The sequence below is a fragment of the Acetobacter okinawensis JCM 25146 genome, assembly GCF_000613865.1.
Taxonomy (GTDB): domain Bacteria; phylum Pseudomonadota; class Alphaproteobacteria; order Acetobacterales; family Acetobacteraceae; genus Acetobacter; species Acetobacter okinawensis.
Genome location: NZ_BAJU01000030.1, coordinates 1 through 14,939 on the forward strand (window position 1 = coordinate 1; position 14,939 = coordinate 14,939).

Here is a 14,939-nt window from a genome sequence, read left to right on the forward strand (position 1 = left end):
CATGCCCAGATGGTCACACCGGCTGACCGGGCGGGAGACCACTGTGGCGGCCTCTGGCAGGCCGTTGGGGGGAGGGCGGGATCGGGGGAGATTTTTTTTCGTCCTTGGTGTGGTGGGCCGGGTAGGGTTTGCCAAAGTGGCTGGTCTGCTCAGGCAATTATAGACGGGTTTGTCCCGTTCTCCCAAAAGCAAAAAAAGCAATTTCGCGTTGCAAAATTGAGTGCGGCCCCTGTGCTGAAAAAAGCAATGAGAAAGTGCTTTTTTTATTTTGTGAGAAAGGGAACTCGTAATTATATATCGGAATCGTATCGTTTTGGGCAGTGTTCTAAATCCATCCCCCCGCTCAGGCATGTTGACCAAAGGGGGCCGACCGCGAATAACGCCTTTTGCCGCTTCATCCTGTTTTTGCTTCTGTTTTTGGGAGACTACGCCATGCCTTCCCGATTTTTTTTCGTGCGTCGCCCTGTCGGTTCCGTGCTGACATACCGGCAGCGCCTTGCCACCCTGACCTGTCTGGCCAGTGTTGCTGGTCTTTGTGCAGGTGGTGCAGAGGTAGGGCAGGCGCATGCCGCTGCCAGCCAGAGTGCGCCAGTGGCGGGCAAGGTAGGGCATGGTCCGGCCAAGGCGGGTAAAACTGCCAAAGCGCGGAATAGTTCGCTCCAGTCTTCCCGCGCGGAAGAAATTTCGGTCGCCTCCAACCGCACTGCCCGCTCCGGTGGTGGTGGTATGATGCGTCTGGAAGTGGCACCCCACGCTGTGCAGACCGTCACCAAAGACTACATCAACATGCGCAGCCCCACCTCCACTCCGCTGGATCTGGTCAAGAACCTGCCGAGCCTGAACGTGATGACCCCCGATGCATCGGGCATGCAGGGGGGGGCTATTCAGTCACGCGGGCTGACTGATCTGGACATGGGGCTTATGGTGGATGGCGCACCTGCGGCTGCGGCCAAATACATGACCGAAGACATTGATTCGGAAAATCTGGACGAAGTGAGCGTAACCCCCGGCAGTGCATCACGCGACCTGCCGACCATGTCTGCTGCGGGCGGGGTTCTGAACTCGCGCACCCATCTGCCGTCGAGCAAAATGGGGGGAATGGTCGATTTCTCTTACGGGACCAACAACCTCTCACGCGAGTTCATTCGTTTGGAATCGGGCGAGATCGGCAAAACCGGGATCAAGAGCTACTTCTCCTTCTCCAACACGCATGACCGGAGCTGGATGGGGGCTGGCACCAACCAGCGCAAACACATTGACTTTGGCGTGCGCAAGGACTGGGAGAACGGGTCCAACGCCCATCTGTTCCTGTCCTGGAACTCCGAAGACTTTGTTATCGACAACTACCCGACCGCAGCGCAGTTTTATAACTACAAGCACACAGGCAACGGCTATGGCCGTTCTGCCAATCCGGGGAACGTCAACTACTGGAAGAATAATAACGACCACTGGAACCAGATTTTCCTGACCGCACCAGTGCATATTGTTCTGCCTAAAAAGCTGACATTCGACATCCAGCCCTATTTCAGCTTCGGGCAGGGTTGGGATGCGTCTCCAGGCGGTGTTATCGGCACAACAAACCCGGCGACCAATACAACGGTTACAGCAAGCTCCGGTGGCAACACGCTGCAATCTGGCAATCTGACCAACTTCTTTTTGGAAAACGAAGCCCGTCAGGTCGGGGTTGTGGCCAAGCTGGGGTATGACATTGACCGGCACAACCACGTCAGCTTTGGATACTGGTATGAAAACAACCAGACCATTCAGGCTTACCCCCAGAGCCTGACCATGGCCAACGGTGCTGCCGCCAGCCCCAACTGGGCCCAGTATCAGGTCAATACGCCCATGTATGGCCAGACCGCAGGGTACGAGCTGCACTCCCTGTTTATTCAGGATCAGGCGCGTTATCTGGACAACCGTCTGGTTATTAACGCGGGCTTCAAGTTTGTCATGTCCAATGCGTGGAACAAGGGTTGGAGCGGCAATAACCGGAACCTGATTTCGGGCAATAGCTCTGGCTCAAACACGACCGAGCCGCTGCCGCAGTTGTCCATCAGCTACCAGATCAATGACAACAACCAGATTTACGTGAACGCCGAAGGTGATTACCGCCAGCCCAGTGCGACCGATATGGGGTGGATGAGTGCCAGTGGCCCAATGCTGAAAAACCAGTATTCTATCAAGGAAGAACTGGGTTACCGCTACCACAACAAATACGTCATGGTGGACATGTCCCTGTTCAACTACAATGTGACAAACCGCATTGTGGACCAGTATATGGGCATGAACCAGTTCAGCCCCATGTCCATTGGCAACCAGACCATGCGTGGGTTTGACCTTATGGTTGCGGGCACGTCCATCCACGGGTTCAGCCCCTATGCATCCATTGAGTATCTGCATGCTACGCAGGACAGCGATGTCAAAGACCCGTACGATAATACGTTGATCCATTCCAAGGGCACGCAGGCCATTATGGCGCCCCGCGTTATGGCCAACTTTGGTCTGACCTATACTTATAAAGGGTTTTTTGCCAACGGTGCCGTGCATTATACCGGGCCGCAGTCCGTCTCCATTGCCAATGACCAGCGTATTCCGGGCTATGTGACCAATACGCTCTCTCTGGGGTATCACTTCAAGCCGTTTAGCTTCCTCAAATCGCCTACGTTCAAGCTCAACTTTACCAATCTGACGGGCTCCATTGTCCGCACGGGTGCCATGGGTGCGGTGTATCGTGGCAGCGACCTGAACACGAATCCAGTGTGGAGCGGGAGCAGCGCTGCGGCTGCAGGGTATGGCAACTCCTTTATGGTGGAGCCGCGCTTTACCATGGTAGGTTCCGTGTCCACGTCTTTCTGAGTTTACGACAACAGCACCCGGCTTGCCGGGTGTTACAGGAGTTTGCATGCCACGCCGCACCCTGCTTACGAACATAACCAGACTTGTGTGTATGGATGATGCACGCACCGAACTGGAAAATGGATGGGTTCTGGTAGAGGGGCGGCAGATTGTGGCACTCGGTGGTGGGGCAGATGCTCCTCCGCCGGGGGCCGAGCACGTTATAGACCTGCAAGGCCATGTTGTGTTGCCGGGCATGGTCAATACCCACCACCACATGTACCAGTCGCTCACACGGGCTGTTCCGCAAGCGCAGGATGCCTCGTTATTTGGCTGGCTTAAAACATTGTATCCGATCTGGGCAGGCTAACGCCAGAAATGGTGCAGGTGTCCACCCGTACAGCCATGGCGGAGCTGCTGCTTTCGGGCTGCACCACAACCAGTGACCATCTCTACATTTTTCCCAACGGGTGCAGGCTGGACGACCAGATCGAGGCGGCCTTTGCCATGGGCATGCGCTTCCATGCCTGCCGTGGGGCCATGAGCGTGGGCGAGAGCAAGGGCGGCCTGCCCCCCGATGCACTGGTGGAGCGCGAGGCTGACATTCTAAAAGACACGCAACGGCTGATCGAGATGTACCACGACCCCGAACCACTCGCCATGTTGCGGGTGGCGGGGGCTCCGTGCTCGCCTTTTTCAGTCAGCCGGGAACTCATGCGCAACATGGCGGCACTGGCGCGCGCGACCGGCACCATGCTCCATACGCATCTGGCAGAAAATGACCATGATGTCAGCTACAGCCGCGAGCGTTTTGGCCAGACACCGGCAGAATATGCCGAAGGTCTGGACTGGCTTGGGGCCGATGTATGGCATGCGCACTGCGTCAAGCTGGATGCGGATGGTATGGCCCGCTTTGGGCGCACCCACACTGGGGTCGCCCACTGCCCGTGCTCCAACATGCGGCTGGCCTCGGGTATTGCGCCAGTGCGGCAGATGCAGGCCTCTGGCATACGCGTGGGGCTGGGGGTCGATGGCTCCGCCTCCAATGATGGTGCCAGTATGCTGGGAGAAACACGGCAGGCCATGCTGCTCTCCCGCCTGCTGCCAGAAACCCCGCAAACACCGGGTATGATGAGCGCGCGCGATGCTCTGGCCCTTGCCACGCGCGGTGGTGCCGCCGTGCTGGGGCGCGATGATATAGGCCAGCTTGCGGTGGGTATGGCGGCGGATATTGTGGCGTTTGACGTGCGCGGCCTTGCCCATGCAGGCGCACAGACAGACCCGGTGGCAGCCCTTGTGTTCTGCTCACCTACGCAGGTGTCCATGAGCATGGTCAACGGCAATATTCTTGTGCAGGACGGATATTTTTCCAGGCTTGACCTGCATGAGCTGGTAGGCCGGCATAATGCGCTTGCCGCCCGCCTGTGTGCAGGGGCCTGACAACGGGGCGCTAAAAACCCCCATCTCCCCTTCCATTTGAGGCTCAAAGGAAGGGGTTGGTTGGGCGCGCGGAGGTCAGGCCTGTGGTGTGTCTGCTGCCGAAGGGTGCAGGGTTTTGTGGAGTTGCTCCATATCCAGCGCGTTTTCCCACCGTGCGACCACAATGGTTGCCACGGCGTTGCCCACAAGGTTGGTCAGGGAGCGGCACTCGGACATAAAGCGGTCAATACCCAGTATAAGCGCCATACCGCCCACAGGCACACTCGGCACAACAGACAGGGTTGCAGCCAGAGTAATAAACCCGGCCCCCGTCACACCGGCTGCCCCCTTGGAGCTGACCATGGCCACAAGCAGCAGGGCGAGCTGCTCGCCAAAGCCCAGATGCACATCTGTTGCCTGAGCAATAAACAGGGCGGCAAGGGTCATGTAGATATTGGTGCCATCAAGGTTGAAGGAATAGCCCATGGGTACTACCAGCCCCACAATACCGGGCTTGCACCCGGCTTGCTCCAGCTTGCTGATAAGCCCGGGTAGTGCGGACTCGGACGAGCTGGTGCCCAGTACAATCAGCAGTTCCTCCTTGATGAACATTAGAAGCCGCAGAATGCTGAACCCTGCCAGACGGGCCACAACTCCCAGAATAACCAGCACAAACAGACCGGCAGTAAAATAAAAGGTCAGCACCAGCCCAAGCAGATGCACAATGGAGCCAAGGCCAAACTTGCCCACGGTAAATGCCATGGCGCCAAAAGCACCAACAGGGGCCAGATACATGACCAGCCGCACAACGCCGAACACCATTTCCGTCAGACTGCGGAACAGGTTGAGCACGCTCTCCCCCGCCTGACCCATCTGCGCCATGCTGATGCCAAACAGAATGGCGACCAGCAGAACCTGTAAAATCTCGCCCGAGGTAAAGGCCCCTGCTGTGGTGGAAGGGATGATCTGGAGCAGGAAGTCGGTAAAGGAATGGCCATGTGCTGCCTGCACAAACTGCTCGACCGAAGCGCTGTCCAGACTTTGCGGGTGGATGTGCATGCCTGCACCGGGGCGCACGATATTGGCGACCACCATACCCACAGCAAGCGCAAGCGTGGAAAAGCACAGAAAATACAGCATGGCCTTGCCTGCCACGCGTCCTGTCTGCTTCAGGTCCGCCATGCCTGCAATGCCAGTGCTGACGGTTAGAAAAATAACCGGTGCAATGACCATTTTAATCAGTTTGACAAACCCGTCCCCCAACGGTTTGAGCAGTGTTGCAACAGAGGGGAACAGGGCACCCACAAGAATGCCCGCGGCAACGGCTGCGAGAACCTGAAGATAGAGGAACCGCTGGTGTGAACTGGAAAGGGGGGCTGTAGAGGGAAGCACGCTGTTTATCTTTCTGTTTTTATTGTTCTTGTCTTGGCGTCCATGATGGGCGTTGGCGAAAACTTATTGTGTTATATCAAGCACCTTTGTGCATGTGCGCGGTAGGCTACTCCCTCTTGTTGCGGTTTGGAAAGGGTTGCCCCCGTAAGGGGGGGTATGAAAAAAACAACAAAGTTGTGAGTTCCTGCCGCATGCGTCTGTGCTGGGCAGGGGGTTTGGGCGTGTTGCGGGCTATGCTGGGCATGGGTTGCACGGCCCGCCAGAGTGGTATGGAGAGGGAGTGCCGTGCGTCGGATCTGTGTGTTCTGTGGGTCAAGTCCGGGGCGGGGGAGTGCCTACCTGCATGCGGCCGGGCAGCTTGGCCAGCTTATGGCCCAGCGGGGTATAGGACTGGTTTATGGTGGTGCCTCGGTCGGGCTTATGGGGGCGGTGGCCAATGCGGTTCTGGCTGCTGGCGGGCAGGTTACGGGTGTTATCCCACAAGCACTGGTGGCGCGCGAGGTTGCGCATAATGGGCTGGAAGACCTGCGTATTGTGGGTTCCATGCATGAGCGTAAGGCGCTTATGGCAGACCTGTCCGATGCTTTTGTCGCGCTGCCCGGAGGTATTGGCACGCTGGAGGAACTGTTTGAGGTCTGGACATGGACCCAGCTTGGCAACCACGCCAAACCGTGCGGGGTGCTGAATGTGAACGGTTTTTACAGTACGTTGGGCCTGTTTTTGGACCATGTGGTGGAGGAGGGCTTCCTCAAATCGGTGCACAGGGACATGTTACAGGTGGCCAGTACACCCGCCACCCTGCTGGACGGGCTGGCCACGTGGCACCCTCCGCAGGAAACAAAATGGATTACGCAGAGTGAACGTTAGGTTTGTTGCAGTAATGCATCAGATTGATGGGTATTGATGGTAATAATCTGATGTAAAACGGATTTTTCTTTCATAATATCTTAACGGAACTTTTGTTAAAAAAAGCTTTATCCTGCGCCAATCTTTTTCTGCGCAGGGTGTTTTTATGTCAGATACAATGCTGAGTCCTCCGGTTGGAGGGCGTCCGAATATGCGTAAAGGGGAGCATCAGGCTTTCCGCATGTTCTTTTTGGGAGTGATTGCAGCAGCTCTGGCGTTTGTTGGTTACAGCGTGCTGGCAGACCTGCACGCTGTTGGCACCAGTGGCATAGCAACCGGGGCCTTTGCCTTGCTGGCTCTGGCGTTGCTTATTGCTCTGGGCTTCGAATTCGTAAACGGTTTTCATGACACCGCCAACGCGGTCGCAACCGTTATCTATACCAACAGCCTGCCCCCGCTGGTGGCAGTGGTGTGGTCTGGTATGTGGAACCTGCTTGGGGTTCTCACCTCCTCCGGCGCTGTGGCGTATAGTGTTGTTACGCTGCTGCCGGTGGAGCTTATCCTTCAGGTTGGCAGTGGCGCTGGCCATGCCATGATCTTTGCCCTGCTGCTGTCCGCCATTGTGTGGAACCTGGCAACATGGGCACTTGGTATTCCCAACAGTTCGTCCCACGCGCTGGTTGGCTCCATTCTGGGTGTGGGGTTTGCAAACCAGCTTATGTCTCCCTCGGGGAGTGCGCTGTATGGCGTGGACTGGACGCAGGTTAAAAAGGTTTTCTCTGCCCTGCTGTTCAGCCCCCTGTGTGGCTTTATCCTTGCGGCGGGTCTGTTTATGGTCCTGCGTGTTGTGGTGCGCAATGCCGCTCTTTATCGTGCGCCAGAGGGGGATGCGCCTCCTCCGCTGTGGATCCGCAGCCTGCTGATTGGCACCTGCACGGGTGTATCCTTCTTCCACGGCAGCAACGACGGGCAGAAGGGCATGGGCCTGATCATGCTGATCCTGATCGGTGCCGCCCCGACTGCCTACGCCCTGAACCGCGCCATGCCAGACAGCATGATGCCCGGCTTTGTGGAAACCGCACAGCAGGCCTCCCATGTGTTTGAGAGCCATGCCCAGCCCATGCTCCAGCAGCCCACGGCTGAGCAGGCCCGCGCTCAGGTGACCGATGCGCTGCGCGTCAAATCTGTTGACCGCCCGGAAGTGTATGGTGCCCTGTCCGTTCTGTCGGCTGACATTGCGCAGGCTGTGGGGGGTTACCACTCCTTGCACGAAATTCCGGCAGCAACCGTGCCTAACGTGCGTACCGACATGTATCTGGTGGCGGAAGCCATTCACAACATGGGCAAATCCGCCGCCTTTACCAAAACGGAAGATGGCCAGCTTGCCCAGTTTATGAAGCAGCTTAACGCAGGCACGCGTTTTATTCCCGTGTGGGTTAAAATTGCCGTCGCACTGGCTCTGGGCCTTGGCACCATGGTGGGCTGGAAGCGTATTGTTGTGACCGTGGGCGAAAAAATCGGCAAAAGCCACCTGACCTATGCTCAGGGTGCTTCGGCTGAGTTTGTTGCCATGGGCACCATTGGTCTGGCCGAAGGGTATGGCCTGCCGGTTTCCACCACGCATATCCTCTCCAGCGGTGTTGCTGGCACCATGGCCGCCGGTGGCGGCGGGTTGCAGTGGGGCACACTGCGCGCCATGGGCATGGCATGGATTACCACCCTGCCTGCCGCCATGCTGATTAGCGGCGTGCTGTATGTGGTGTTCCGCCACATTTTCTAAAACATCTGCTCTGGTATGGGGAATACGCCATGCCAGAGCCTGTTTTTCTTCCAAACTGCGAAGGCAAGATCATGTCTGATGCCAATGCGAACAGCCTGACAGCGGCCGAGCGTGAACGCGAGCGGATGCGGCAGGAAATTATTGACGATCTGGATGAAGAGATCGAACTCGAATTGCAGGAGGAGGGGTTGGGCGGTGAATCTTCACCATCCGATCGCAGCTTCCGCCATACCTATTTTAGCGAACTGGTGCGCCTGCAAGGCGAGCTGGTGCGTTTGCAGGACTGGGTAAAAGCCACCGGCCACCGGCTGGTTGTGCTGTTTGAAGGGCGCGATGCCGCAGGCAAGGGGGGCGCGATCAAGCGCATTACCCAGCGCCTTAACCCGCGCATCTGCCGCGTGGCGGCACTGCCAGCCCCGACTGACCGCGAAAAAACACAGTGGTACTTCCAGCGCTATGTCGCCCAGCTTCCCGCTGCGGGCGAGATCGTTCTGTTTGACCGGAGCTGGTACAACCGTGCCGGTGTGGAGCGGGTCATGGGGTTCTGCTCCGATGAGGAGTATGAAGAATTCTTCCGTTCCGTGCCTGAGTTCGAGCGCATGCTGGTGCGTAGCGGTATTCAGGTTGTCAAATACTGGTTCTCCATCACTGATGATGAGCAGGAAGCCCGCTTCCGTGCCCGGATTGAAGACCCGCTCAAGCAGTGGAAGCTCAGCCCGATGGACCTGGAGAGCCGCCGCCGCTGGGAACTTTACACCAAGGCGAAGGAAACCATGCTGGAACGTTCCAGTATTCCTGAAGTGCCGTGGTGGGTTGTGCAGGCTGTGGACAAAAAACGGGCACGGCTGAACTGCATCAGCCATCTGCTTGCACAGGTGCCTTACCAGCCCGTGGAACACCCCGAGGTGGCTCTGCCCCCACGTGTGTACCACCCGGACTACGAGCGCCAGTCCACGCCAGAGAACATGATTGTTCCTGAAATATACTAAATCTGTTTAAAAAACAGATCAGGTGTTCTTTAAGTCCTCCCCGTCCTGCGGGGAGGTTTTTTTTGAAAACAGCGCTCAACAGCGTTCATCAGGGCGCGCCCGCTGGCCTCGTCCCGCGAGGGGGCGCAAAAGTCCGGTCCCAGTGTTATGCGGTAGCGCATGGGCAGGGGCGGGCGCCGCAAAAACGGCCACCCCTGCGACAGATAGGGGGATTGTGTTTCTATCAGCACAACCTGCACATCAGCACGCATACGCTGGGCGATGGCGGCAAAACCGGGCTGTATTGGCCCTGCCTGCGCGCCTGCGCGTGAGCGTGTTCCTTCGGGGAACAGCAGAAGCTGGCAGTCCTCCCGCAAGGACTGGGAGGCAGGGCCAATAATCTTGAGCAGGCTGTCATGCCGCACATAACCTGCGGTGCGTAATGTGCTGCCCAGCACCCCGCGTTCCCAGATGGATGCCTTGGTAACGCACACCATGTGGGGCAGGGCGGAGGCCAGAATAAGGCAGTCCAGCCGGGAGGGATGGTTGGCAACCAGCACAAGGTTCCGGCGCTGGGCAATGGTGGTAAGAGCCGCCATGTCGCAGTCCAGTATGCCAGCCCGGTGCAGGTAGCCCACGGCCAGTCTGGCCATGGTGCACAGCCAGCGCCGGGCCATGCGCCTGCGCCGTGGCCCTTCTGGCATGCTCAGGCGCAGCACGCAGGTACCCGCGTCCAGCGCTGCAAAAACGCCGCCTGTCACCAGCAGGGAAGTATAAAAACGCACGGGAGCGCTTATGGATTGAAGCAACGGCATGGCGGCACGCAACAGACCTGCTGGAACACAGAACGGGTGGTCAGGGTATAAACGCCTGTCAGGGGTTGGGTTTGTCGCCCGCCATGATCTGGCGCAGGTTGGCTGTCATTGTGGGCTGGTCGGCGTTGGCGGCTATGGTGCCACGGTAGCGGGTCTGCGGGTCCATGACCACAAACTGCGGGGACATGCGCATGGCGTAGTCCCACTCAGGGTCGGTCATTTTTTCCACCGGCGCATGGTATTCTTTTGCAAGGTCGGCCAGTGCAAAGGGGGCGGCCGTGCCCGCGACCACACGGGGGCTTATCTGCTCGCCATACTGGCGCAGGCGCTCGGCGTCATCACGGTCAGGGTCGAGGCTTACAAAAATAATGACCATTTTGCGCTTGCCCGGGTCAACCTCATCCATGGCGGCGGACATGGTGCGCAGGGCAGGTGCGCATGCATCATCCCCGCAATGGGTGGCGCCGAACAGAACCAGCATCCACTGACCAGCAAAGCTCTTGTCCGTCATGGTGCCTGTGGTGGCATCCATCAGGCGGAAGGACCCGCCAACGGGGTTACCGTAGGAGTTCAGGCTGATGCTGTGTTTGAGTGCCAGATTGGTGGCTACAAAGCTGCCAGCCCCGGCAAGGGCCAGAATGCCAGCGCCAATCAGAACGGCGCGCTTTCCTGCTGGTGTCATGGGTTAATGTGCCTCCGCCCAAGTCTGGGCTATACCTGTTTCGACCACCAGCGGCACGCTGAGCTGCGCTGCCGCCTCCATAATGCTTTTTGCTTTTTCCGCCACGGCCTGAGCCTGTGCGTCGTCCACCTCAAACAGCAGTTCGTCATGGACTTGCAAAAGCATGCGCGCACTGTCCAGCCCTGCGGCGGTAAGGGCTGCGGGCAGGTGCACCATGGCGCGTTTGATAATATCCGCAGCCCCGCCCTGTAAGGGGGCGTTAATGGCCTGCCGCTCCGCATACTGTCGGCGTAATGCACTTTTTTCGTGAATGCCGGGTACGTAGCAGCGTCTGCCAAAGGGGGTCAGGACATAGCCATTGGCGCGTGCTTCCGCCTTGATCCGCTCCATATAATCCCGGATGCCGGGGTAGCGGGCAAAATACGCATCAATGTAGCTTTTGGCCTCCCCTGCGGGAATGCCAAGCTGCTTGCCCAGCCCAAAGGCGGAAATACCGTAGATAATGCCAAAGTTAATGGCCTTGGCGCGGCGGCGGGTCAGGGCGTCCATGCCTTCAAGCGGGATGTTGAACACCTCGGAGGCCGTGCGGGCGTGAATGTCCTGCCCCAGTTCAAACGCCTCGCGCAGGGTCGGGATGTTGGCCACATCGGCCAGCAGCCGCAATTCAATCTGCGAATAGTCGGCCGAAATGAGCTTGCGCCCCGCAGGGGCCACAAAAGCCTGACGGATGCGCGTCCCTTCCTCCGTGCGGACAGGAATGTTCTGCAGGTTCGGGTCGGAGGAGGACAGGCGGCCCGTGGTGGTGATGGCCATCTGGAATGATGTATGGACCCTGCTCTCCTTGCTGGTCTGCTTGAGCAGGGCATCGGTGTAGGTGGACTTGAGCTTGGCAAGCTGGCGCCATTCCAGCACACGCACCGGCAGGTCATGGCCCTGATCGGCCAGATCCTGCAACACGGAGGAATCCGTGCTCCATGCGCCTGCCTTGCCGCGCTTACCGCCTTTGAGCCCCATCTCATCAAACAGGATTTCGCCTAGCTGACGGGGAGAGGCAATGTTGAACTCCCTGCCCGCAGCAGCATAAATGCCCTGTTCCATGTTTTTCATGCGGGTTTCAAAATCGGCGGACAGGCGGGTCAGCTCCGCGCGGTCCACGGCAATGCCAGATTTTTCCATGGCAGCGAGCACCTGCACCAGCGGGCGCTCCATCTGCTCGTACAGGGCCTGTGCGTGGTTTGTGCGCAAGGTGGGGTGCAGCACATGCCACAGGCGCAGGGTGACGTCCGCATCCTCGGCGGCGTAGGTGGTGGCTTTTTCTACGGGAACCTGCGCAAAGGGTATGCGGTTGCGGCCTGTGCCAGTCATGGCGTCGTAGGGTATGGGCGTGTGGTTGAGGTGCTGGGCCGAAAGCTCGTCCATACCCTGCCCATGCAGCCCGGCTGACTGGCTGTAGGAGATCAGCATCGTGTCATCCACAGGGCCGATGCTGGCGTGGTCTATGCCCGCATGGTCCAGCACCAGCAGGTCGAACTTGGCGTTCTGGAAGACCTTGAGAACGCTGTCATCCTCCAGCAGGGGGCGCAGCAGGTCCAGTGCCCGGTCGGGGGCAAGCTGTTCGCCGGTCGGGGCTTCCAGTGTGCCCTCATGCCGTAGGGGGACGTAGCAGGCCTTGCCGGGGGCGGTAGCAAGGGAGAACCCCAGCATGGTGGCGGACAGCGGGTCCAGCCCATCTGTTTCCGTGTCCACGGCGCATAGTCCGGCTTCCTGTGCGGCGCTGACCCATTTTTGCAGGGCTTCAGCCGTGCGTACGGTCTCGTACTCCGTATAGGGTGCGCTCAGCAGGTTGGCAGGGCCGGTGGATGGGGCTGACGCAGCTTGTGCGGGGGTATCCTGCCCGTTTGCGCTGGCATGGGCGGAGGCACGGGCTGCGCGGTGCGCGTGTGCGCCAGAGGTGCTGCCCATGCCCATGCGCGTCAGCACGGAGCGGAAGCCCATACTGTCCAGCCAGTCGGCCAGTACCAGCTTGTCCGGCTCCCGCGTAATCAGGTCGGCTACCGGCACGGGCAGGGGCACATCCGTTGCCAGCGTGACCAGCTGGAGCGAGAGGCGGGCCGCCTGTGCGTGCTCGATCAGCATATCCCGCTTTTTGGATTTTTTCATCTCCGGGGCGGCGCTGAGCACGTCTTCCAGCGTGCCGAATTCGTTAATCAGGGCCGAGGCAGTTTTGGGGCCAATGCCGGGTACACCGGGGACGTTATCCGTCGGGTCGCCCATAAGGGCCTGCACATCCACCACTTTTTCGGGCGGTACACCAAACTTGGCTTCCACTTCCGTCGGGCCGATGGGGGTTTGCTTGATGGGGTCGAGCATGCACACGCCCTGACCTACAAGCTGCATCAGGTCCTTGTCTGAGGAGATGATGGTGCATGTCCCCCCCATCTTGCGTACGGCAACTGCGTAAGAGGCGATCAGGTCGTCTGCCTCCCAGCCCGGTAGTTCTATGCCCGGGACGTTAAAAGCCTGTGTGGCATCGCGGATCAGGCCGAACTGGGGGCGCAGGTCCTCGGGTGGTTCCGGGCGGTGGGCCTTGTACTGGGGGTAGATATCGGAGCGGAAGGTCTGGCGGCTGGCATCAAACAGCACGGCCAGATGCGTACCCACATGGTCGCGCAGCAGGCGGGCGAGCATGTTGGTAAAGCCATACACGCATTGACCGGCACCTTCGGGGCTGGTCATGGGGGGGAGGGCATGAAAAGCGCGGAAAATAAAGCCGCTGCCATCCACAAGAACCAGATGCGGTGTGTCTGTCATGGCTGGGGGAACCGTGTGCAAGAAAGGGCGGACAGGAAAGCAAACATGGTTTTGGGATATGCCGCTTGGAGCGCTCTGTCCAGCATGTCTGCCGTGGTGGCGGGTTTTACATAAAAACACCCCGGCCTGGGGCCGGGGTGCGTGCAGGGTAGTCTGGGGGCCGGGGCTTACGCCACCGTGCGGATCCAGTCATGCGGGTCGGCTGTGCGGCCGAACTGGATGTCGCACAGGGTCTGGCGCAGCCTGGCGGTAACGTCTCCCACCGTGTTGTTGTTGATGGTGCAGCTATCGGTCTTGCTTTTGAACGCACCAATGGGGGAGACAACGGCAGCCGTGCCGCAGGCAAACACTTCACGCAGCTTACCCGATTTGGCATCGGCAAAAAGCTGGTCGAGCGCGTAGCGTTCTTCTTTTACGGTCATCCCCGCATCGCGCGCCAGAGTCAGCAGGCTGTCACGCGTAATGCCATGCAGAATGGTGCCACCCGCCAGAGGGGGGGTGAGCAGGGTGCCATCTTCAAACACCATCATCACGTTCATGCCGCCCATTTCTTCAAGCCAGCGGCGTTCTTCCGCGTCAAGGAACAGCACCTGCTGGCAGCCGTGCTCCTTGCCCTCCATCTGTGCGGTCAGGCTGGCGGCGTAGTTGCCCCCACATTTGGCTGTGCCAGTCCCCCCGCGGGAGGCGCGCACGGTATCTGTTTCCACCCACACGGAAACGGGGCCAGCATCCTTGGAGAAATATTCCCCCGCAGCACAGGCAATGACAATGAACTTGAACTCGGAGGCAGGTTTGACCCCAAGGGCTGCTTCCGTCGCGATCATGAACGGGCGGATGTAGAGCGTGCCCACCTCGGGTGCGGGCACCCAGTCGCGGTCGATTGTGACCAGTTGGGTCACGGCTTCCAGGAACAGGTCTTCGGGCAGTTGCGCCATGGCCATGCGCTCGGCGGATTTTTGGAACCGGCGGGCATTGGCTTCGGGGCGGAAGAGCTGCACAGCCCCGTTGGGGGTGCGGTAGGCCTTCATGCCTTCAAAAATTTCCTGCGCGTAGTGCAGCACGGAGGCCGCAGGGTCGAGCATGAGCGGCTGACGGGGCAGAATTTCAGCCGAGTGCCAGCCCCGGCCTTCGGTGTAGGTGACAACGGCCATATGATCGGTAAACGCGCGGCCAAAGCCGGGGTTGGCTACCAGGCTTTCGCGCTCGGCGGCAGGGGTGCCATCCGTTTTGCGGGTGATCTTGAAGGCGATGTTGTCAGATACGGTGGTCATGGTGCTCTCGCGTCTTCCGCGGCGCTGGTATGGGGACCAGAGGCCTGGTTGCTCCGATATACGGTTTTGTTCTGTTGTTTCAGGTGCGCGGCAACGCAGCCTGCCGGTCGCCCGGTCGGG

The 14,939-nt window shown here is 59.2% G+C and carries 9 protein-coding genes and 1 pseudogene; 5 read left to right on the plus strand and 5 right to left on the minus strand.

Features of this window, described 5'->3' with window-relative positions; genetic code table 11:
• The first annotated feature begins 432 nt into the window (after positions 1 to 432).
• Both JCM25146_RS11380 and JCM25146_RS19050 read left to right on the plus strand, forming a co-directional pair.
• A complete protein-coding gene (locus JCM25146_RS11380; RefSeq protein ID WP_025828045.1) occupies positions 433 to 2,856 on the plus strand; it encodes a TonB-dependent receptor in 2,424 nt (807 codons plus the stop codon).
• A 46-nt stretch (positions 2,857 to 2,902) separates the two neighbouring features.
• Positions 2,903 to 4,275, plus strand: a pseudogene (locus JCM25146_RS19050) (8-oxoguanine deaminase).
• 75 nt (positions 4,276 to 4,350) lie between these two features.
• Here the strand turns inward: JCM25146_RS19050 and JCM25146_RS11390 are convergent.
• On the minus strand, positions 4,351 to 5,646 hold the full coding sequence (locus JCM25146_RS11390) for a dicarboxylate/amino acid:cation symporter (RefSeq protein ID WP_025828046.1): 1,296 nt from the start codon (positions 5,644 to 5,646) through the stop codon (positions 4,351 to 4,353).
• A 285-nt stretch (positions 5,647 to 5,931) separates the two neighbouring features.
• Between JCM25146_RS11390 and JCM25146_RS11395 the strand changes: the two genes are divergently transcribed.
• The 3 genes from JCM25146_RS11395 to ppk2 all read left to right on the plus strand — a co-directional run bounded on the left by JCM25146_RS11395 (position 5,932) and on the right by ppk2 (position 9,261).
• Positions 5,932 to 6,513 (plus strand): LOG family protein, encoded by a 582-nt coding sequence (locus tag JCM25146_RS11395; protein WP_025828048.1) that lies wholly within the window; start codon positions 5,932 to 5,934, stop codon positions 6,511 to 6,513.
• Between the two features lie 145 nt (positions 6,514 to 6,658).
• Entirely contained in the window at positions 6,659 to 8,272 is a 1,614-nt protein-coding gene (locus JCM25146_RS11400) for an inorganic phosphate transporter (RefSeq protein ID WP_025828050.1), read from the plus strand.
• A 71-nt stretch (positions 8,273 to 8,343) separates the two neighbouring features.
• Positions 8,344 to 9,261 (plus strand): polyphosphate kinase 2, encoded by a 918-nt coding sequence (ppk2, locus tag JCM25146_RS11405; protein WP_025828052.1) that lies wholly within the window; start codon positions 8,344 to 8,346, stop codon positions 9,259 to 9,261.
• A gap of 29 nt (positions 9,262 to 9,290) precedes the next feature.
• Here ppk2 and JCM25146_RS11410 read toward each other — a convergent pair whose 3' ends face one another.
• The 4 genes from JCM25146_RS11410 to JCM25146_RS11425 all read right to left on the minus strand — a co-directional run bounded on the left by JCM25146_RS11410 (position 9,291) and on the right by JCM25146_RS11425 (position 14,819).
• Entirely contained in the window at positions 9,291 to 10,055 is a 765-nt protein-coding gene (locus JCM25146_RS11410; protein ID WP_025828054.1) for a lysophospholipid acyltransferase family protein, read from the minus strand.
• A gap of 58 nt (positions 10,056 to 10,113) precedes the next feature.
• Entirely contained in the window at positions 10,114 to 10,737 is a 624-nt protein-coding gene (locus JCM25146_RS11415; RefSeq protein WP_025828056.1) for an SCO family protein, read from the minus strand.
• Between the two features lie 3 nt (positions 10,738 to 10,740).
• Positions 10,741 to 13,548: a DNA polymerase I gene (gene polA, locus JCM25146_RS11420; protein ID WP_025828058.1), complete on the minus strand. Its 2,808-nt coding sequence runs from the start codon at positions 13,546 to 13,548 to the stop codon at positions 10,741 to 10,743.
• 167 nt (positions 13,549 to 13,715) lie between these two features.
• Positions 13,716 to 14,819, minus strand: a complete 1,104-nt coding sequence (locus JCM25146_RS11425; RefSeq protein WP_025828060.1) for a branched-chain amino acid aminotransferase — start codon at positions 14,817 to 14,819, stop codon at positions 13,716 to 13,718.
• Positions 14,820 to 14,939 lie beyond the last annotated feature (120 nt).

Excerpts from the sequence above, each read along its gene's own strand:
- JCM25146_RS11415 (WP_025828056.1), bottom strand. The coding sequence starts at position 10,737 with ATGACACCAGCAGGAAAGCGCGCCGTTCTGATTGGCGCTGGCATTCTG.
- JCM25146_RS11425 (WP_025828060.1), bottom strand. The coding sequence starts at position 14,819 with ATGACCACCGTATCTGACAACATCGCCTTCAAGATCACCCGCAAAACG.
- JCM25146_RS11410 (WP_025828054.1), bottom strand. The coding sequence starts at position 10,055 with ATGCCGTTGCTTCAATCCATAAGCGCTCCCGTGCGTTTTTATACTTCC.
- JCM25146_RS11400 (WP_025828050.1), top strand. The coding sequence starts at position 6,659 with ATGTCAGATACAATGCTGAGTCCTCCGGTTGGAGGGCGTCCGAATATG.
- polA (WP_025828058.1), bottom strand. The coding sequence starts at position 13,548 with ATGACAGACACACCGCATCTGGTTCTTGTGGATGGCAGCGGCTTTATT.
- ppk2 (WP_025828052.1), top strand. The coding sequence starts at position 8,344 with ATGTCTGATGCCAATGCGAACAGCCTGACAGCGGCCGAGCGTGAACGC.
- JCM25146_RS11380 (WP_025828045.1), top strand. The coding sequence starts at position 433 with ATGCCTTCCCGATTTTTTTTCGTGCGTCGCCCTGTCGGTTCCGTGCTG.